We start from the raw sequence: 19,374 nt of genomic DNA, 5'->3' as shown, positions 1-19,374 counted from the left end.
TACATCTCGCATCAGCATTTCATTTTTATAATGAGTCTTATTGCGAAGACTCCGGGCAGACTGAACGTGAACCAAAAGTTACCTTATATAGTCACTACATTCTAAATAAGGAATAAATGCGTTATGAATTTTGAATCTTTTAGAATTATATTTCTGAGCCAGGATGGCAATTTTATCATCGACATCGAACTCATATTCATATTGAAAATCTAAGCTTCTAATTTCCCTTCCTAAAAAAGATAAGGAGCATAGGTGGCTAATAAAATAATCAACAAACTCTTCGTCTGTTTTAAGCTTTGCTTTGTTCATAAGTAAAGTAATTGATTGTCTATCGAGTATTGATTTTTCCGCCATTGCAGAATAAAAGAAAGCTTTCAATTCTGAAATCGTTACCCCATTTTCTACCTGAATTGATTGAAATATCCAATTAGAATAATCTTCATAAGCTGCTTTTAAATCATTTTCCCGTATAGAATTATGTCCCCTTGATACTGCTGTACTTTTTGCGCTTGAAAGGAAATATATTAAATCTCGTGGTCGAGGAATTATACATGAAAGAATAAAATCCTTACAACTATTACCATCAACAGTTTCCGTAATATACTTTGACCAAAAAGTGGTTGAATCAATTTTTCCACTATCAGAAAGAAACTCAATACGTTTTTCGAGTACTCGAAACAGCACTTCGGGATCATTCCATCTTAATCTTGTAAATTCAATTTTATCCGGTTCCCGTGCAAATTCAAGAACATGTTTAAAAATATCGCTTCGCAAAAAAACAATAAGATTTAAAAGGAAATCATGTGGCTTTTGAGGACTTCCAATAAGCTCTTTGGAGATTCTTCCTATTACTCCTAATAATCCCAGAATAAATTTGCTTGTAACTTCTATATTACTTCCTTTTCGCCAATTCTTATCTAAATTATCGATTAAAACAACTAATCTTTTCTTCTTATTCATGAAAGAGATAATCAAATCCTTCAGTTCTTTTATTATGCTTTCATGTAAAATTTCAGATATTTTGGTCCGAAATTCTGATTGTTCATTAAACTTGTCCAAAACATCTAAATTCAATAATTCTTGTTCTAATCTTGTAGAAAAGTCAGATAAGATTATTTTATCATGAGCTTCAACATAACGAATAATTTTTTGATCAACTTCGGTTTGTGCATGAAGTGGTTTATTTATTAGGTCAATATAAATGCTTTTTGCAATTTCTGAATAAATTAAAAATTTCCAAATCGATTGAATAATATAACCTTTCTCAAAATCAGTTTTTAATTTTTTTAGTAATTCTACTAAGCCATCTATTTCAAAATTTACAGGCTTTATTGATATGACCTGATTTCTTACGTCCTTGCTTAAAGCTTTCTCTAAATAATATAAAGTGGCCGTCTTTCCACTACCCTTCCTTCCTACAACAATATTGTATTCACTCTTAATTAAGCTTTCATCATGAGCCGTATTAACATAGTAGTCATATAAGCTTGAGGCTTCATGTTCTGCAATAAATTCACCAAATTTAATTTTCTGCAAATCAGATTCTTTCCTTTCTGGTATGTTTAGACTATCACCCAAACTTGCATTTGGATTATAATTTCTAAGCTGTGTTAAGAATGGATTGACAGCAGCTTTACATAGCTCCAAGGAAGTGAATTTTTTTAAGTACTCCTTATAATCAATTGAAGTTGGAAAAGGTTTTTCAGCTACCATTTGAATTTTCATGTTTAATCCAACTGCTAGGCCGGCTATAAATGCACATTTCGCATTATGCAGTTCATGTCCATTTCTATATAACGATGAAAATTCTATTAATGCACTTGCGGAATTTAGCAAATGCGAAACATACCAAGATAATGGCTGCACTTTCACTTCTGCTGCATCATCAGTAACGCAAGAAATCTTGTAGTTTTCGATTGTATTTAAGATGTATTGATTATAATTTGTATCATACTGGCTTTTTAAATAAAGTAGAAGATTTTTAGTTGAACTAGGGTTATACTCAGATAACAAACCATCAATAAGAGTGTCTGTCCTTGAGTATACTTTTTCACGTAAAAAACTCTCTGTTATGTCATCAGATTTTGTATAATTAATATAACCAACTGTTGTTAGAAAATTTAAATCTTTAAATCTGTTATATGCTTCAGTAATAGAAATATCTTGAATTATCCAAACTGGCTTCTTTTTTCCAATGGCAAATCCTAATTCAAATAAGACATTTTCATTTAAATTAGTAATGTCAGCACATACAAAATCTGAGTTTTCTATTTCTTTAATGATGTTTGCTATTAATAGAGTACCTCCGATTTTTAATTCTTTCCAACTTTTTAATCTTACTAAATGCCCGCTTTTATTAATATTTTTAATAGCCTCTTCGATAAATTCACCGCAATGTGAAGGTTCGGAGCCATAAGCAAAAAAACCATATTTTATCATTGACATAATTTGAATTTTCTAAATGGTGATTTAAGAGTGTTTATATTATAACAGATTAAATGAATCATCAGGAAAAAAGGGAATAAAATGCTAATTGACAAGATAAAAAATATCTTGCAAACTCTTTTACTCCAAAGTGGGCATACAAAAGTTTAATAGAATTCCAGAACGTACAAGAGTGCGACGCACAGAAGCTTAATAGTAGCAATGCAGCTTAGTACATAAACCTACAACCTTGTATTTAAATCAAGCCCGTTTTTCTTTGAGGTCTCCTTCGCAATTTCATACCCAGCATCCGCATGTCTTATCACTCCCATGCCGGGGTCATTTCTTAAAACTCTGCGGAGTCTTGCTTCGGCATCATCAGTACCATCGGCAACAATTACCATTCCTGCATGTATGCTATAGCCCATACCTACACCGCCGCCATGGTGCAGGCTTACCCAACTGGCGCCACCTGCTGTATTTACCAATGCATTTAATATTGGCCAGTCGGCAACTGCATCGCTGCCATCCAGCATCGCTTCGGTTTCTCTATTGGGAGAGGCAACACTTCCTGTATCCAAATGGTCGCGGCCAATAACGATGGGTGCACTAACAGCCCCGCTTTTTACCAGTTCATTAAAGGCAAGACCTGCCTGTTCTCTTTCACCCTGTCCCAGCCAACAAATACGTGCCGGCAAACCCTGGAATGCAATTCTTGTTTTAGCAAGGCGCAACCAACGTTGTAATCCTTCATTCTGCGGAAACATATTTGCGATCAGCTTATCGGTTACTAATATATCCTTAGGGTCGCCACTTAATGCTGCCCAGCGAAAAGGGCCTTTGCCTTCACAAAACAGGGGTCGTATATAAGCCGGTACAAAACCGGGAAAAGAAAAACAATCAACGTGAGACGTGAGACGTGAGACGTGAGAATCATTTCCTGTTTCACTTTTCACTTTTGACTTTTGACTTTCCTGGTACTCATGTGCTCTTGCACGAATATTATTACCATAGTCAAAAGTTATTGCTCCCCGGGCTTGTAACTCCACCATCAATTCAACATGACGATGCATACTTTGATAAGCCAATTCAAGATATTTTTCAGGGTCTTGCTCCCGCATAATAGTTGCCTGTGTGTTATTTATTGTATGCGGTATATAACCGATCAGTGGATCATGTGCACTTGTCTGGTCGGTAAGTGTATCGGGAACGATCTTTCTTTCTATTAATCTTTCCAGCAAACAAACAGCATTGGTCAATACGGCTATTGAAATAGCTTCGCCGTTTTGTTTAGCTTCCAATGCACGGTTAATTGCATCATCAATATTTTCAAACCATATATCGCAGTATTTTGTTTCTATTCTTTTTTCAATGCGCCAGCGTTCTACTTCGGCGATCAGTGCCACGCCTTCATTCATGGTTATTGCCAATGGTTGTGCCCCACCCATACCACCAAGACCGGCAGTTACGTTGAGAGTGCCTTTGAGAGAACCTCCAGAGTTAGGAGTTGGTAGTTCGGAGTTCGGAGTCTTTGACTCCCGACTCCCGACTCCTGACTCCTGACTCCTAAAGTGTTTGTTCGCTATCGCAGCATATGTCTCATAAGTGCCTTGCACGATGCCTTGTGAGCCGATATAGATCCAACTGCCTGCTGTCATTTGTCCATACATCATCAGACCTTTTTGTTCCAGTTCATCAAAATGTTTCCAGTTGGCCCAGTTAGGTACGAGTTGTGAGTTGCTTATTAAAACTCTTGGTGCGTCCTTATGTGTTTTAAGAATGCCAACGGGTTTGCCACTTTGTATCAGCAATGATTCATCATTCTCCAACACTTTTAATGCTTTGATGATATTATCGAGTGCTTCAAAGTTCCGGGCTGCTTTGCCGCGGCCGCCATAAACGATCAGGTCATCGGGACGTTCTGCCACTTCCGGGTCAAGGTTGTTTAATAACATCCGCAATGCAGCTTCCTGTATCCAGCCTTTGCAGGTTAATTTATTACCGGTCGGGGTTTTGTACTTGATGGCGTCGTATTTAGTTTGTGTCATTGTTTGCATATCGTTATTTTTTTGGCCACAGAGAGCCACGGAGTTTTTTGAGGTACACAGAGTAACTCAGTGGCTCTCTTTTTTCTCTGAGGTTCTCTGTGGCCTAACGCAAAAGTCGTTATAATTTGAATATCTTAGCCACCCTTAAACAATCAAAGATGAGCATTCATATCAGCGCCGGACCCGGGGAAATTGCAAAGAATATATTACTGGCCGGCGACCCACTAAGAGCAAAATATATTGCCGATAATTATTTACAGGATGTAAAACTGGTAAGCAGTACCCGCAATATTTATTTTTTTACCGGTACTTATAAAGATAAACCCGTAACTGTCGGCGCAAGCGGCATGGGTTGTCCTTCTATCGGCATTTATTCTTATGAATTATATACTGAGTATGAAGCGGATTGTATTATCCGCATCGGTACCTGCGGTGCTTATTCTAAAAAGATGAACCTGTTTGACCTGATCAATGTTGATACCGCTTGCAGCGAATCAACCTATGCGCAATGTGCATTCGGTTATAAGAAAGATCGTTTCAAACACCAGGGAAAAGCCTTTGATGTTATAAATGAAACAGCAAAAGAATTACAATTGGAAGTTAAGACCGGGGCTATTCATTCCGGTGATGTTTTTTATAGGCAGGCAAAAGGCAAACCGGCTATTGTAAAAAAATATAAATGTCTTGCTGCCGAGATGGAAGCATTTGCTTTATACTCCAATGCACGATTTCTTGCAAAAACAGCAGCTACTATTCTTACAGTATCAGATATTATTCCTACGCATGAAAAGATATCGGCTGATGAACGGGAGAAAGCTTTATTACCAATGATGAATTTGGCGCTGGAGGCGGTGACGAGGCTTTAATTTTCATTTCACGCAAAGACGCAAAGGTTTCTGCAGAGACGCAAAGATGACTTTGCGACTTTTGTATTACACTTAGCGTCTTTGCGTGAAAATTATATCTCAAAGCTTTTGAATTTACCATTCAATGAGATTTTTTTTGAATCCGCAAACCCGTTCACTTTCTCCACAAAAGAAAAATCTTTGATAATACCAGCGACTTTATTAATATCATCCGCAAATATTCTATCCTCGGATGCGAAGCTTACAAACTCACGAACATAATCATGAGCAAACTCTAACAGTTCAGAACTTTTTAATGGCCGGCGGAATTCAATGGCCTGGCAGGCAGAAAGTAATTCTATAGCGAGAATAAATTCAAGATTATCTAAAACCTTATTCAGTTTTCTTCCACTAATACTTCCCATGCTTACATGATCTTCTTGCCCGAGTGAAGTGGGAATACTATCAGCACTTGCAGGGAAACATAAAGTTTTGTTTTCTGTTACGAGTGCCGCAGTAGTGTATTGGGGAATCATAAAACCAGAATTCAAACCAACGTTATTCATGAGTAAAACAGGAAGCCCCCATTTACCTTCCAGTAATAAATAACAACGGCGATCAGAAATATTTCCCAATTCGGATGCAGCAAAGCAAGCATAGTCTAATGGTAATGCAAGAGGCTGTCCGTGAAAGTTACCACCGCTGATCGTGTCATCAGCAGAAAGTATGATGGGATTATCAGTAACTGAATTCAATTCTATCTCTGTCAACTCTTTTAAATGTAACCATGCATTGCGGCTTGCACCATGTACCTGTGGCATGCAACGGAGTGAATAAGGATCCTGTACACGACCACAATCAATATGACTTTGCATGATGTCAGAATCTTTCAATAATAATCTCAATCGCTGTGCTACTAATTTATTTCCATTAAAAGGACGCAGTTCATGTAATCGTTCATCAAAAGGTGCTTTGGTTCCGGTCAATGCTTCAAGACTCATTGCACCGATTATATCTGCTGCTTCAAGACAGTTATGCATTCTTTGTACTGCCTTTACAGCAAATGATAAGATGAATTGTGTTCCGTTGATAAGTGCTAATCCTTCTTTCGGCCCAAGTTGAATAGGCTTGATATTATCTTTCTTAAATATTTCAGCTGTATTTTTTCTTTCGCCTTTATAAAAACATTCTCCTAATCCAATCAGCGGTAAAAACAAATGTGACAGCGGAGCTAAATCGCCACTAGCTCCTACACTACCCTTTTCAGGCACTACCGGTATCACATTACTTTCTATATGCCAGATGATGCGTTCGATCGTAGATAACTGCACACCACTGAAACCTTCTGCCAGTGACTGTACTTTTGTTATCAGCATCAATTTAGCTACTTCTGTGGGTATCGGGTCCCCTACCCCAACACTATGACTTTGTAAAATTTTATACTGCAGAGTTGCTGTATCTTCTTCAGAAATTTTTGTATTAGCTAAAATGCCGAAGCCGGTATTCACACCATAAACGGTTTTATTATCCGCTACTATCTGCCTTACATATTCATGCGAAACATGTATCTTATTTGAAGCTTCTGCATTTATTACGCCTTTCATTTTACCGGCAGCAATTGCAAGAACCTTTCCGATAGTAAGTGTATCTATTCCGTAGTTGAAAACTATACTCATGTCATTCAATTGATGTCCAAATGTAATGCATTAGGACACTGAAAGCCAAGAGTAAATACTCAAGTTGATCAATCAATTTCACCAACTGCTATCATTTCATAAGGAAGGTTCCAATTTAATACTTCAGGTCTTGACGAACCGTTATTTGCACGCCATCTTACCAGGTTAAGATTAATTCTTGGGATACCGGCGACATGAAGAAACTCCCCCTTTTTCATAGTTTTTACTTTGTTATACAAATCTGATCCTTTTATAAAGCCCACCCTCAGTTTATGTGTGATCAGGTCATCATGATCTTCATCTTCAGGATCAAATTCAGAATCGTAAATAGTACAATAAGCAAAAAGTCCATCACTAACTTCCTGCTGATTACTACTGTTGAGTTCCAGCCAAAAGTCAACATAATTATAACCAATGCCATTTGTTTCTATGGAAATTGTTTTTGCGTTTTGTGATATCCGACAACGAAGGTTTGAATACCTGCTAAATGCATCCTCAGCAATTTTATAAGTATATCCAGTGGTTTTGTGCAGAGTATGCATGAGATCGACAGTATCCACTTTTGTTACAGGATGTATTTCGAAAACATGAGAAGGGTTTGTGTTTTCAATTTCAATTTTCATTTTACCTTGTTTGAAAGCTTCAATATCACCCGGATGTTCACACCAAAGTCTCCATGCACCTGATAATTTTATTTTTTCATCGGGCTTCCCCTTTCCTTCCTTTTCATGAATAATATCTAAAGCATTTTTATTTTCTTTAGCATTCATTATCTCAGCAACGACAGGCAATCCAATTTTTTTATCATATCCTGAAAAATGTAAATCACCATCTTTTGCAGCTGGATTAGGTTTGGCATGGGCGAAATAAACTTCATAATTGGCATTTATTGTAAGGTTGTTCTTGAAACTGTCTATAAATGACTTTCTCAAAGTCATAGTAATCTGGCTGTAACCCTGGGAAAAAAATAACAGGGACAGTAATGTAAAACGGAGTCTCATAAACAGGTTTTTAAGGTTAAAAATAATTTTACTATTAAGCTAACTAAGAAAAGAATGCCTTAGAAAAATCAAGAGTCTTATTTAAGAAAAATACTACTAAAGTAGTAGGGAGAAAGAGTCGCCTGTTCCTTTGGCTTCAAAGGCTAAAAAACATATCTTTGCCGCCCTGAAGAAATAAGTTCTTTTGGTACTGGTCCGGTAGCTCAGCTGAATAGAGCAGCTGCCTTCTAAGCAGCAGGTCATTGGTTTGAGTCCAATCCGGATCACAAAAACCTCTCCATTGGAGAGGTTTTATTTTTTAAGAATATTGCGTAAACGGAACTTGACGACTGATTTTATAACGTTATTTAGAGTCATTTCTTCACTTCAAAATGATATTTACCTGAGCCAGCTTTCAGCATCAGGTAGCGAGGCACTGCCCCTTTGATCTCTATTTCTTTGATATCTCCTATTAATTTTCCTGATTCCGTGATCAATGAACCATTTTCCGCCGGCACATAAATAGTGGCTGTAGTGTTGGGTGGAATTTCTACATCAAACACCAGCCCATCATTTTCTTTTTTCCATGATGAACTTATCGTTCCATAATAAGTTTTTAAGGAAGCAGATGCATTTGTGAGACCCTTACCAATATGCGGTTGTATTTCTATTTTTTTGTAGCCAGGATTATCTTCATCTGTATCTATTCCGCAAACAATACGATACATCCAGTCGCCAATAGCCCCATAGGCATAATGGTTAAATGAGTTCATTGATGCCGGTTCAAATGTGCTGTCAGGTCTTATTCCATTCCATCTTTCCCAGATCGTAGTTGCTCCCATTTTTACAGGGTATAACCATGAAGGATATGTTTCCTGTAACAATAATTCATAAGCCAGATCAGTATGTCCAAATCTTGAAAGCACATGACATAAATAAGGAGTACCGAGGAAACCCGTGGTTAAATGTGTACCATAACTTTTAATATTCTCAACTAATTTATCGGCAACAGATGGACGCATTGCTTCGGGCAACATATCAAAGTTTAAGGCCAGCACATAGGCAGTCTGAGTGCTTGATACTAACCGCCCTCCCGGAGTTACATATTCTTTAAGAAAAGCCTGTTTTATCTTATTCAAAAGGTCCGTATAATGCTTCTCGTCATCTTTTTTATTCAAAACTCCTGCAGCCCTAATAACCAGCCTTGTAGAGTGTGCATAAAAGCACTGTGCAATCAGGTATTTGTCGGTTACAGCTGATCTTCCATCGTTATCATCATACGGACGATAAAAAAGCCAGTCGCCAAAATGAAAACCTTTGTTCCATAAATTATCTGTGCTGTTTTTTTCCATAAAACCTACCCATGCTTTCATGCTGTTGTACTGGTTTTCCAGGATCTTTTTATCGCCATAGGCCAGCCACATATTCCAGGGAATGATAGTAGCTGCATCAGCCCAGCCTGCTGAGCCACCCGAGTTCTGGCCCAGCACATTTGGAATAACATGTGGCAAGGCACCATTTGTATACTGATCTGCTTCCGCATCTTTCAGCCATTTCGCAAAAAAATTATTTACACCAAAATTGAAGGCGGCCGTTCTTGAGAAAGCCTGCGCATCACCAGTCCATCCTAATCGTTCGTCACGTTGAGGACAATCAGTTGGTACATCTAAAAAATTTCCCCGTTGCCCCCATTGAATATTATGCTGCAGTTGATTGATAAGAGCATTTGAAGAACTGAATGAACCGGTTGGTTTCATATTACTGTATAAAGCAACCGCTGTAAAATTTTCAGGCTTCAACTCACCGGGATAATTTTCTATTCTTATATAACGAAACCCAAAGAATGTAAAATGTGGCTCAAAAGATTCTTCACCTTCGCCTCTTAATACATATTTAGCCAGTGCTTTTGCTGCACGCAGATTCTCTGTATAAAAATTTCCGTATCTATCCAATACTTCTGCATGCGAAATAGTAATTGTATCCCCCGCATTTCCTTTTGCTTTGATCATAACCCAACCAACAAGATTCTGACCGAAGTCGATCACCTGCTCCCCTTTTGGGGTGGTAAATATTTTTACGGGTGTAAACGTCTCATGTTTTTTAATCGGTTCATTTTCGCAGGCAATAAGATTTGATTTTTTGTAATTACTTACTTTAACCCCACTCCAGTTTGAATCATCATAACCTGACATTCGCCATCCTGTTTTTTGCTTCCGGGCATCAATGATCTCACCATTATAAATTTCTGAATAAGTAATACTTCCTGTTGTTGATTTCCACGAACCATCTGATAGAACTGATTCTTTGCTTCCGTCAGAATAAATAATATCAAGCTGAAATAATAATGAAATATCCTTTCCATAAAGATTTTTATTATCGCCCCAGGCGAGGGAACCTCTGTACCAGCCGTTACCTAATCCCATTGCTATTACATTCGCTCCCTGGCTTAAAAGATTTGTAACATCGTATGTTTGATATTGAAGACGTTTATTATAACTGGTCCAGCCGGGAGTTAAATAATACTCACCAATTCGTTTTCCATTTATATATCCTTCATACATTCCATGTGAAGTGATGTATGCTGTAGCAGACTGAATTTTTTTAGCTGCTTTAAATTCTTTTCTGAATAAAGGAGTTGGCCTGCTCGCTTCTTCTGCAAATCCCGGTTCGATCCAGTTTGCTTTCCAGTCCATAGTATCAAGCAATGCCATTTGAAACCATGCCGGTTCACTCCAGGTTGAAGCCTTTCCTTCATTATCCCAAACCCTTACCTGCCAGTTATACTTTTTTCCTGATTGCAAAGCTGATCCACCATAAGAAATAAATACAGATTGATCAGACATAAGCTTGCCACTATTCCATGCAACTGTTTTCCCTTGCATCACTTTTACTTCATAAGCAGTTTGCATTGTATTACGTTTATCAGAGACTAATTGCCAACTGAAACGAGGTTGCTTTATCCCAAGTCCTAAGGGGTTGGAAAGATTTTCACAAAGAAGATTTGCAACTGTTACCTGCGCTGAAATTTTTGATACGGAAACAAGTAATATGAAGCCAATAAGAATTCTTTTCATGTGTCATGTTTTGTTAAGAATCGAAAAGATAAATAATTTTCTTTCACAATATTTTTTTAATGGCAATTACACTCATATTTTTTAGCTTGCGGTCAAAGATGGAGTATGGATGTAAAAATTGAACCGGGCTGGAAGGAACTATTAAAAGCTGAATTCGTTAAACCTTATTTTGAGCAGATCCCTTTGCATCTTAAAACTGAAAAAGAACAAGGCAAGAAAATTTTTCCGCCGGGCTCACAGATATTTAATGCTTTTAATATAACTCCAATTGATAAAGTAAAGGTCGTCATACTCGGGCAAGATCCTTATCATGGTCCCGGGCAGGCACATGGACTTTGCTTCTCCGTTTCAAATGGCATTGCACAACCACCTTCATTGGTAAATATTTTTAAAGAATTGCATGATGATATTGGCGTTCCTATTCCTGATCATGGCAATTTAACTAAATGGGCTGAGCAAGGTGTGTTCCTGCTAAATGCTTCTTTGACTGTCCGGAGTGGAGAACCAATGAGTCATTCAAAAATTGGATGGGCAGAATTTACTAATTCTGTTATCCGGAAAATTTCAGATGCCAAAAAGCATGTTGTGTTTTTATTATGGGGAAAATTTGCACAGGAGAAAAGCATCCTGATCGATGAGAGTAAGCACCTGGTACTTCGGGCAGCACATCCTTCTCCCCTTTCTGCATATGCTGGTTTCTTTGGGTGCAAACATTTTTCTAAAGCAAATCAATATCTTGTTGCAAACGGAATTGATCCGATCGACTGGAAATTATAAATGAACTATTCAATTGAAAATAATTAAAGAAATATTGGGTCGTGTGTTTGCTCTTTGGGCAATTGTAACATTCATTCTTACATTTCTTGTCATTTTTATTCCGTCCATGATCACATGGCTAATACCTAACCCTGCGGGGCAAGCAATTTTTATATGGCTTGCAAGGTTGTGGATGAATGTATGGTTGCTGCTCGTAGGTTGTCCTCTTCGTGTTTACGGGAGAAAGAATTTTAAAAAAGACGAAACATATATTGTTACCTGCAATCATAATTCATTTATGGATGTTCCACTTTCATGTCCATTTATTCCGGGTGCTAATAAAACGATCGCAAAAGCAAGTTTTACAAAAATTCCGTTATTTGGTTTTTACTATATGAAAGGATCAGTGCTGGTGGATAGAAACAGCGATGAAAGCCGCCGAAAAAGTTATGATAAAATGAAAGCGGTGTTGAAAGGAAATATGCACATGAGTGTTTACCCCGAAGGCACAAGGAACCGAACAAACGAACCATTAAAAAAATTTCATGATGGTGCATTCAAACTTTCTGTAGAAACCGGGAATGCAATTATGCCGTGTGTGATCTTTAATACCCGTAAAGTATTACCAGCTAATAAAGCATTTTATTTTTGGCCCCATAAACTGGAGATGCATTACCTGCAACCTGTATCTTCTATTGGTAAATCATCACAGGAACTGAAGATGGAAGTATTTGAGAAAATGAAAATTTTTTATGTGACAAAATCAGAAACTTGAAAATGACCGGGTACGATTTATTTTCAAGTCCTGTAAAATTTGTCCTTTTGGACTTAAGGAGAAACTGAAATAACGGTACAGGCCCACCGGTGCTACATTAATATTCAATTGCCAGCAATGCATCTCTCTCGAAATTCCCATCTGGAAACTCTGTAATTTTTTTGCCCGTATATCATAATAACCACCACCTGATATTTTCCATTTAGGTGTAAGACTGAAATCACCATTAAAATTAAAACTGCTATTGATCTCCGTTGTATAGCCACTGAAATCTGGTTTCAAAATATCCTGGAAATAAATTGAAAGGCCAACACTCATGGTCCAGGGTATATTGAAATCTACAAATTCGTTCGGATTTTTTCTCTTGTATTCCAGCAGTTGTGTGGCATCACCTGCCAGTGCAGGGTCATTCAGCAATTCATCTTCTCTTTTTTTCTTGTCTGCAGCTTTCTTTTCGTCTTTAGGTTTGCTTTGAAACTGTGTAGTCATGGATATGCTGCTATTCTTTAATCTTCCAAGACTGAATTTACCATCTTCCCAAACATATTTGTCAATACTTTGTCCTCTTGAATTCATTTGATATGGGTCGAGAGTAGAGTTTGCTGATAGACTTATTTTTTCAAAGAGGTTCGTCCGGAAGTAGAGTGAAATTGGCGAGAGCTTCATACTATCTGCCAAAAAATTATATCCTGTAGAAAATCCATAACCATCAACTAATCTAATTTTTTTGGTGCCTGCTCCGGTAGTATCTTTTTTGTCTTTTACTTTCATTTCGAGATTATTGTCCACCTGGAAACCAAGGCCACCTGTTTGTCCTTCACCAAAATAACCCATTACACTTCCTTCAAATTCTGAAAAACGATAAGTATATCCTGTTGTGTCAACTTGCACATTATAGAAATGACTGCCAGACAGATCAGGTTTATAATTGGCACTCATTGTTGGCCGGATCGTATGACGGATCTTTGAGTGTTTGAATTCCTTCGTACCGAATATAGCCGTACTGAACCCAATACCAAATGACATGCTATGATCCATGTATACGCCTTTCGTAATTGTTGTATCCACTTTTTTAGTAACAGGGTTCCATGTTCTTCTGAATGTTTGTGCAATTAGAATATTTTCATACGAAATACTTGGTGAGACCATTACTGCACCACCCATTATTGGCGGCAATGAAAGACTGATAGGAAAAGCGTTTCTCCCACCCCATTGCATCGTATCGATCACATGTTTAAATTCAAAAGCGGTATCATAAAAAGAGAACTGGTTTACCAGGTTGCCACTATATCCTACCCCTAGTTTCTCATACCATTTAGGAGAACCGGTTATTTCTTTTTTCTGAAATGGGTATACCGTGTTCACACTCATGGTAACGTTGGGTAAACTTACATTATACAGTCTTGTCTGGTTATTTTGGTTGTGATTAGCTGTCAATGATAATTGATAAGGTTTACCTGCCCATGTTTTGGAATAACTGATCGATGAGCTCATCTGGTTCTGAAAATTTATCTGGGGGTTGTTGGGCACAAATTTATTATAGCTGGAAGAACCTGCATTTACATTTGCACTGAAATTGGTGCCGGGCCTTGCACGACTATCAACAGAGTGACTCCAGCTGACACGATAGTTTCTCGAACGTCCATAATCAGGGTCGCCTTTAAAATTTGTTTTTGTTTCCTGTACGGAAAAATTAAAGTTGCCATTATACTTATATCTTTTCCGGTAAGTAGGACTTACATTAAAAGACCATCCACCGTATGTATAAATGCTCCCATAAAATTTTGCATCCCAGTACTCGTTTATTACTTTATAAAAACCGATGCCTTCAAAACCAAGACCGAACTGTTCATTCGATGTGAACTGTACCGGCAATAAGCCGGATTTCCTTCCCTGTTTCAAAGGGAAAAAACCAAATGGCAGGTAAATAGGAATAGGCACACCTTCAAATTCAGGATGTGCTGGACCGGATACAGCTACTTTCTCATTTATAACTTTCATTTTACTGGTTCGAAAAGCAAAATGTGGCTCATCAATAATATCACATGTAGTAAACTGTCCCCGCTTGATAAATGTGGTATTGCTATTTACTTTCTTTGACGTTTCAGCTATCACGGTAAGTTCTCCATACTTTGTTGCCGTGTTTTTTGTTAATCCCTTTTGTGTTTTGAAGTTATACCGGATCGAATCGCTGGTAAACTCGTTATCAGCATTTTTAAACCGTGCTTCTTCTAGTACAGTGCCAGTACTGTCCGTAGAATTAAAGGCCGTAACAATCTGTGTATTCTGATCTAGTTCAACTCTCGGAGCTGTCAATGTTATATCAGTGTAATCGGTTTTTGTTTTGCCAAACAGCGTAATCTTTTTTTCTTTTATCAATACAACTGCTGAATCTGCTGCTTCATATTTCACCGGCGCATCCAGTGAATCTTTTGAAAGCTTAAGTGAAAAAGTATCTGTCTTTGATTTCGGTGGTGTTGTATCAATTGGTAAGCGACTGGCTGAATCAGATAAATTTATTATTAACGAATCGGAATTTACCTTTTCATTTCTTACACTGTCTTTCTTTGGTTTGGGAGGTACAGTGTCTGTGTATGATGTTAAAGAGGTGATAAAATAGTCATGACTTACATCATGCAACGAAGTTTTCCACGTTTGTGAGTAAAATATCGTAGCAGTCAGTAACCCGGTGAGAAGATAAATTGAACTAAATTTGTAATCTATCATACGAATCAGGCAAAAATAACTAATCTGACCCTAAACGATTTGTGAAGATTAATTAACCCGAAAAAATTCAAGTACTATGATGAAACGAACCTTCATCTTGATTTTATTTATTGCAGGCACAGCCGTTCTCACTTCTTTTATTCCTTCTCATAAAAAAACAACAGAACAAAAAAAACCGAAAATCGGGCTTAAAACAATTATTATCGATCCCGGTCACGGAGGCTTTGATAATGGAGCAAGAGGATTATTTTCTACCGAAGACGAGGTTAGCCTGGAAGTATCATTAAAACTTGGCGAGGCAATACAAAAAGAATATCCGGATATCAAATTGATCTTTACACGTACCACTGATATTATGCCTGGTAATAAAACAAATAAAGACCAGGGCTTGAGATACCGTGCTGATCTTGCCAACAAATCCGGTGGAGACCTGTTTATTGCTATTCACTGTAATGCCGCAGGCAGAGCGCCGGGTGGATGGAATGCAAAGAGAGTAATAGGTTACAGGAGCCAAGCAAAAAAAGTAAAAGTGAAAAAGAAATGGGTAACAAGAACAGTGAAAGTTCCTATTTATGAAACATACTGGCAGGAAAACCTTGTAAAAGGAACTGAGACTTATATCTGGGCTGTGAGCAAGAATGATGAGAAGGTAAGTTCGATTTCAAAAAGTACCGAAGAGGAAGAATATGGTGAACAAGATTCGACATTAACAGTTGAAATACCTAACTCCAATGACCCGATAGAAAAAGCAAGGTTATTATTATATGCACAAAACTATTTTCGTAAAAGCTACCAGTTTGCTGATTATATTGAAAAGGGATTTAAGGACCAGGACCGTGTGGACCGCGGCGGTGTAAAACAAAGAAACAATAAAGGTATCTGGGTATTACAGGCTACAGGGATGCCAAGTGTACTTGTGGAAATTGGTTTTATTACAAACCGGGATGAAGAGAAATATATAAATAGCGATGAAGGGCAGGGTGAAATTGTCCAAAATATATTAACTGCAATTAGGAGTTATAAAGAAAGATTGGAAGGTAAACCCGTACCAACCGAGTCAAATACCAATAAACGGTAATACTTATACATCTTTGCTTTCTTGATTAAGAATAAATGGCTAATTTGGCAACACAAAACCGGGCATAATCTATAATCCGTTCGGAAAATAAGTTTTCATGAAAGTAAGTAACGAAACCAAAGTTGGAGTTTTAGCTATTATCGCCATTACCCTGCTAATCCTGGGTTTTAATTTTCTTAAAGGCAAAGATATTTTCAATAAACAGCGTCGACTCTATGCTGTTTTTACCAACCTCGGTAGCCTGCAAAAATCAAATGAAGTAAGAATAAACGGTTTACCGGTAGGTACAGTTTATGATTATGTCGAAAAAGACAAAGCTCTTACGGGTATTGTAGTTACCATCAATATGAAGCGGTCGGTAAATATCCCTGCCAATTCTATTGCTACCATTGAATCAGAATTATTAGGTTCTTCTTATATCAATATAGATTTTGGTGACTCAACTGTATTTTTAGAAAACGGGGATACGGTAAAAACTGACCTCGCTGCAAGTTTGCTAAGTGATCTGAAATCCCAACTCAGTCCCACCCTTAGCAAAACCCGTGATGCGATCGATTCGTTGAAAGTAGTTTTAGGAAGTACCAATAAATTTTTGAACTCCCAATTAAAAGGCGGATTACTGAATATTCTTGCTAACCTGGAAGCGTCAACAGCAAGTATGAAAACACTTTTAAATACAGAAGGTGGTCCTTTATCTAATTCATTAAAAAATGTTGAGTCGATCTCTGATAATCTGAAAAAGAATAACGACAGCATTACAGAAACTATCAGTACTATCCGCCGGGCAGCCAATAAGTTTTCTGAAATAGATGTTCAATCGGCCATTGATCAATTGAAAGAAACGTTGCTAGCTATGAAAGATATGGTGGCAAAGATTCAATCGAATGATGGTACGCTGGGAAAACTAATGAACAGTAAAGAATTGTATGACCAGATACTAAAGAATCTTAACAGCCTTGAAACATTAACTGACGATGTACGCATCAATCCAAAACGTTATACTACCATTTTAACTAAAAAAGTTAAAAGCGACCCTTTAACTTCGCCTGTGCCGAAAGGAGATTCGGCAGCCACTAAAGGCAAGCAATGATTTTAAGGTTTACAACAGCCCTGTTTATTCTTTTGTTTTCTTGCGGAGTCTTGAACCTGCATGCACAAGTATTGTCACAGGCGCCTAAAACTACTACGACTACTGCAGATGACAGCTCCCGTGTTGTAGAGATACTTCCCGGTGTACGTAAATTAGAGTTACTAAAAACGGATGATTCTACCAGCCTCCAGATACTGGCAGGGAATGTAAAACTCAAACAAGGCACCACTTATTTTTATTGTGATAGTTGTGTGATCAATAACCGGACAAAAATTTTTGAGGCATTTGGAAAGGTGCATATCAATGATTCAGATACTGCACATGTGTATTCGGAATACCTGAGATATTTCCAGGATAAACGTATTGCTTATTTAAAAGGCGGTGTAAAATTAACTGATGGCAAAGGAGTACTAACTACACCTGAACTGGAATATGATGTGAATACTAAAATTGGTATTTATACAAAAGGCGGAAAGGTTGTAAATAAGAAAACCATCCTTACCAGCCAGGAAGGATATTATTATGCGGACCTCAAAGATGTTTATTTTAAAAAGGATGTTGACATGAAAGATCCTGCCTATTCTATAAAAACTGATTCACTCCTTTATAATACAGAAACTGAAACAGCAAGATTTATTACTTACACACTCATTAAAGATAGCAGTGGTCGTACAGTTGAAACCAATACCGGCTTTTATGATTTAAAAAGAAAAAAAGCAGAATTTGGCGGTAATGCAAAAATCGTTGATGGAAAAACAATAATGAGTGCCCAAAGTTTTGCTTTCGATGATAGTACTGGCATTTCGCAGGCAAGAGGTAATGTAGTCATCATTGATACAGTGGAAAAGACTACAGTCATTGCCGGTGAAGTTTACAGAAACAATAAGCTTGAAACAATGCTGGCTACCAAAAAGCCATTGATGATAATCCGGCAGAATAAGGATTCCATTTTTATTACTGCCGACACTATTTTTTCGGCAAGACTGAGTGATTTATTTGTAAAAAAAGATACAGTTGTTAAAGACAATTTGAATATTGAACCTTCGAATGATTCACTGGTAAAGAACGATTCGGCGAAAACTGTACAGGCAATAGATACAGTAAAAAAAGATGCAGTTATTAATGATAACCTGAATGCTAAACCGCTTACTGATTCGCTGGTAAAAAATGATTCTTTAAAAATTCTAGATCCAGCGCATCTTGTAAAAAAAGATACGTTAAAAGGAACAGTTATAATGGATCTGAATAAAAAAGATACTACAGGAAAAAAGGACAGCACAAACCGGTATATTGAAGCATACAGGAATGTTCGCATTTTTTCCGATTCGCTGCAGGCTGTAGGTGATAGTATGTTTTATTCCTTAAAAGATTCTACATTCAGGTTGTTCTTTGACCCGGTTGTTTGGAGCAAAGAAAACCAGATCACTGGTGATACTATTTACCTGCATACAAAAAATAAAAAGCCTGAGCGGCTGAAGGTGATCAATAATAGCATGATGGTAAATAAACTTGACCCGGAAGTATTTAACCAGGTCAGATCAAACAGAATGGACGGATACTTTATTGATGGTAACATCGATTCTGTCAGGGCAAAAGGCGAAGCCCAGTGTATATATTTTATACAAGATAATGACAGTGCCTACAGCAGCATCAATCAATCCCAATCTGATCTGATGGATATTTATTTTAGAGATAAAGAGCTCTTCAAAATTGTATTCCGCAGCCAGGTAAGTGGTACGATCTGGCCCATTCGTCAGAAAAGGCCCTCAGAAATGAGACTTCCCTCCTTTCGCTGGTTGGATAGTCGCCGGCCAAAATCAAAAACAGAAATGTTTGAATAATCAGTCAGCAATTAACAGTCAATGTCCTTTAAATGTATATGTCATTATAACTTGTAAGAA

The 19,374-nt window shown here is 37.5% G+C and carries 13 protein-coding genes and 1 tRNA gene; 8 read left to right on the top strand and 6 right to left on the bottom strand.

Features of this window, described 5'->3' with window-relative positions; all coding sequences use genetic code 11:
- Window positions 1–78 precede the first annotated feature (78 nt).
- Both E6H07_14920 and hutU read right to left on the bottom strand, forming a co-directional pair.
- The gene (locus tag E6H07_14920; protein ID TMI62699.1) at window positions 79–2,445 is read right to left on the bottom strand and encodes a hypothetical protein; all 2,367 of its coding nucleotides are present in this window, start codon (window positions 2,443–2,445) and stop codon (window positions 79–81) included.
- A gap of 221 nt (window positions 2,446–2,666) precedes the next feature.
- Window positions 2,667–4,481 (bottom strand): urocanate hydratase, encoded by a 1,815-nt coding sequence (hutU, locus tag E6H07_14915; GenBank protein TMI62698.1) that lies wholly within the window; start codon window positions 4,479–4,481, stop codon window positions 2,667–2,669.
- 149 nt (window positions 4,482–4,630) lie between these two features.
- On the opposite strand from hutU, the gene deoD reads away from it, so the two are divergent.
- Complete coding sequence (deoD, locus tag E6H07_14910) at window positions 4,631–5,338, top strand: purine-nucleoside phosphorylase (GenBank protein ID TMI62697.1); 708 nt, start codon at window positions 4,631–4,633, stop codon at window positions 5,336–5,338.
- Between the two features lie 92 nt (window positions 5,339–5,430).
- Here the strand turns inward: deoD and hutH are convergent, their stop codons facing one another.
- Entirely contained in the window at window positions 5,431–6,993 is a 1,563-nt protein-coding gene (gene hutH / locus E6H07_14905; GenBank protein ID TMI62696.1) for a histidine ammonia-lyase, read from the bottom strand.
- A 68-nt stretch (window positions 6,994–7,061) separates the two neighbouring features.
- Complete coding sequence (locus E6H07_14900) at window positions 7,062–7,994, bottom strand: hypothetical protein (GenBank protein ID TMI62695.1); 933 nt, start codon at window positions 7,992–7,994, stop codon at window positions 7,062–7,064.
- A gap of 192 nt (window positions 7,995–8,186) precedes the next feature.
- Between E6H07_14900 and E6H07_14895 the strand changes: the two genes are divergently transcribed.
- Together E6H07_14895 and E6H07_14890 are read left to right on the top strand one after the other, a co-directional pair.
- A tRNA-Arg gene (locus tag E6H07_14895) sits at window positions 8,187–8,263 on the top strand.
- Entirely contained in the window at window positions 8,215–8,421 is a 207-nt protein-coding gene (locus E6H07_14890) for a DUF1891 domain-containing protein (GenBank protein TMI63081.1), read from the top strand. The genes E6H07_14895 and E6H07_14890 overlap by 49 nt, the downstream gene beginning before the upstream one ends.
- Here the strand turns inward: E6H07_14890 and E6H07_14885 are convergent.
- The gene (locus E6H07_14885; protein TMI62694.1) at window positions 8,348–11,047 is read right to left on the bottom strand and encodes an alpha-L-rhamnosidase; all 2,700 of its coding nucleotides are present in this window, start codon (window positions 11,045–11,047) and stop codon (window positions 8,348–8,350) included. The genes E6H07_14890 and E6H07_14885 overlap by 74 nt on opposite strands.
- Window positions 11,048–11,152: 105 nt before the next feature.
- Between E6H07_14885 and E6H07_14880 the strand changes: the two genes are divergently transcribed.
- Together E6H07_14880 and E6H07_14875 are read left to right on the top strand one after the other, a co-directional pair.
- Window positions 11,153–11,824: a uracil-DNA glycosylase gene (locus tag E6H07_14880; protein TMI62693.1), complete on the top strand. Its 672-nt coding sequence runs from the start codon at window positions 11,153–11,155 to the stop codon at window positions 11,822–11,824.
- Window positions 11,825–11,837: 13 nt separating this feature from the next.
- The gene (locus E6H07_14875; GenBank protein ID TMI62692.1) at window positions 11,838–12,578 is read left to right on the top strand and encodes a 1-acyl-sn-glycerol-3-phosphate acyltransferase; all 741 of its coding nucleotides are present in this window, start codon (window positions 11,838–11,840) and stop codon (window positions 12,576–12,578) included.
- Here the strand turns inward: E6H07_14875 and E6H07_14870 are convergent.
- A complete protein-coding gene (locus E6H07_14870) occupies window positions 12,567–15,305 on the bottom strand; it encodes an LPS-assembly protein LptD (GenBank protein TMI62691.1) in 2,739 nt (912 codons plus the stop codon). The two genes, E6H07_14875 and E6H07_14870, sit on opposite strands and share 12 nt — an antisense overlap.
- A gap of 76 nt (window positions 15,306–15,381) precedes the next feature.
- Between E6H07_14870 and E6H07_14865 the strand changes: the two genes are divergently transcribed.
- The 3 genes from E6H07_14865 to E6H07_14855 all read left to right on the top strand — a co-directional run bounded on the left by E6H07_14865 (window position 15,382) and on the right by E6H07_14855 (window position 19,314).
- Window positions 15,382–16,383 carry an N-acetylmuramoyl-L-alanine amidase gene (locus E6H07_14865; protein ID TMI62690.1) on the top strand — a complete coding sequence of 334 codons (1,002 nt, stop codon included), beginning with the start codon at window positions 15,382–15,384 and terminating at the stop codon, window positions 16,381–16,383.
- 97 nt (window positions 16,384–16,480) lie between these two features.
- Complete coding sequence (locus tag E6H07_14860; protein TMI62689.1) at window positions 16,481–17,473, top strand: MCE family protein; 993 nt, start codon at window positions 16,481–16,483, stop codon at window positions 17,471–17,473.
- Window positions 17,470–19,314 carry an OstA family protein gene (locus E6H07_14855; GenBank protein TMI62688.1) on the top strand — a complete coding sequence of 615 codons (1,845 nt, stop codon included), beginning with the start codon at window positions 17,470–17,472 and terminating at the stop codon, window positions 19,312–19,314. Before E6H07_14860 ends, E6H07_14855 begins: the two co-directional genes overlap by 4 nt.
- Window positions 19,315–19,374: the final 60 nt, after the last annotated feature.

This window comes from Bacteroidota bacterium, assembly GCA_005882315.1.
GTDB lineage: Bacteria > Bacteroidota > Bacteroidia > Chitinophagales > Chitinophagaceae > VBAR01.
This window is presented reverse-complemented; position numbering and strand designations above follow the sequence as displayed.

Coding starts and splice junctions, on each gene's coding strand:
- E6H07_14920 (TMI62699.1), bottom strand. CDS start 2,445: ATGTCAATGATAAAATATGGTTTTTTTGCTTATGGCTCCGAACCTTCA.
- hutU (TMI62698.1), bottom strand. CDS start 4,481: ATGCAAACAATGACACAAACTAAATACGACGCCATCAAGTACAAAACC.
- deoD (TMI62697.1), top strand. CDS start 4,631: ATGAGCATTCATATCAGCGCCGGACCCGGGGAAATTGCAAAGAATATA.
- hutH (TMI62696.1), bottom strand. CDS start 6,993: ATGAGTATAGTTTTCAACTACGGAATAGATACACTTACTATCGGAAAG.
- E6H07_14900 (TMI62695.1), bottom strand. CDS start 7,994: ATGAGACTCCGTTTTACATTACTGTCCCTGTTATTTTTTTCCCAGGGT.
- E6H07_14885 (TMI62694.1), bottom strand. CDS start 11,047: ATGAAAAGAATTCTTATTGGCTTCATATTACTTGTTTCCGTATCAAAA.
- E6H07_14880 (TMI62693.1), top strand. CDS start 11,153: ATGGATGTAAAAATTGAACCGGGCTGGAAGGAACTATTAAAAGCTGAA.
- E6H07_14870 (TMI62691.1), bottom strand. CDS start 15,305: ATGATAGATTACAAATTTAGTTCAATTTATCTTCTCACCGGGTTACTG.
- E6H07_14865 (TMI62690.1), top strand. CDS start 15,382: ATGATGAAACGAACCTTCATCTTGATTTTATTTATTGCAGGCACAGCC.
- E6H07_14860 (TMI62689.1), top strand. CDS start 16,481: ATGAAAGTAAGTAACGAAACCAAAGTTGGAGTTTTAGCTATTATCGCC.
- E6H07_14855 (TMI62688.1), top strand. CDS start 17,470: ATGATTTTAAGGTTTACAACAGCCCTGTTTATTCTTTTGTTTTCTTGC.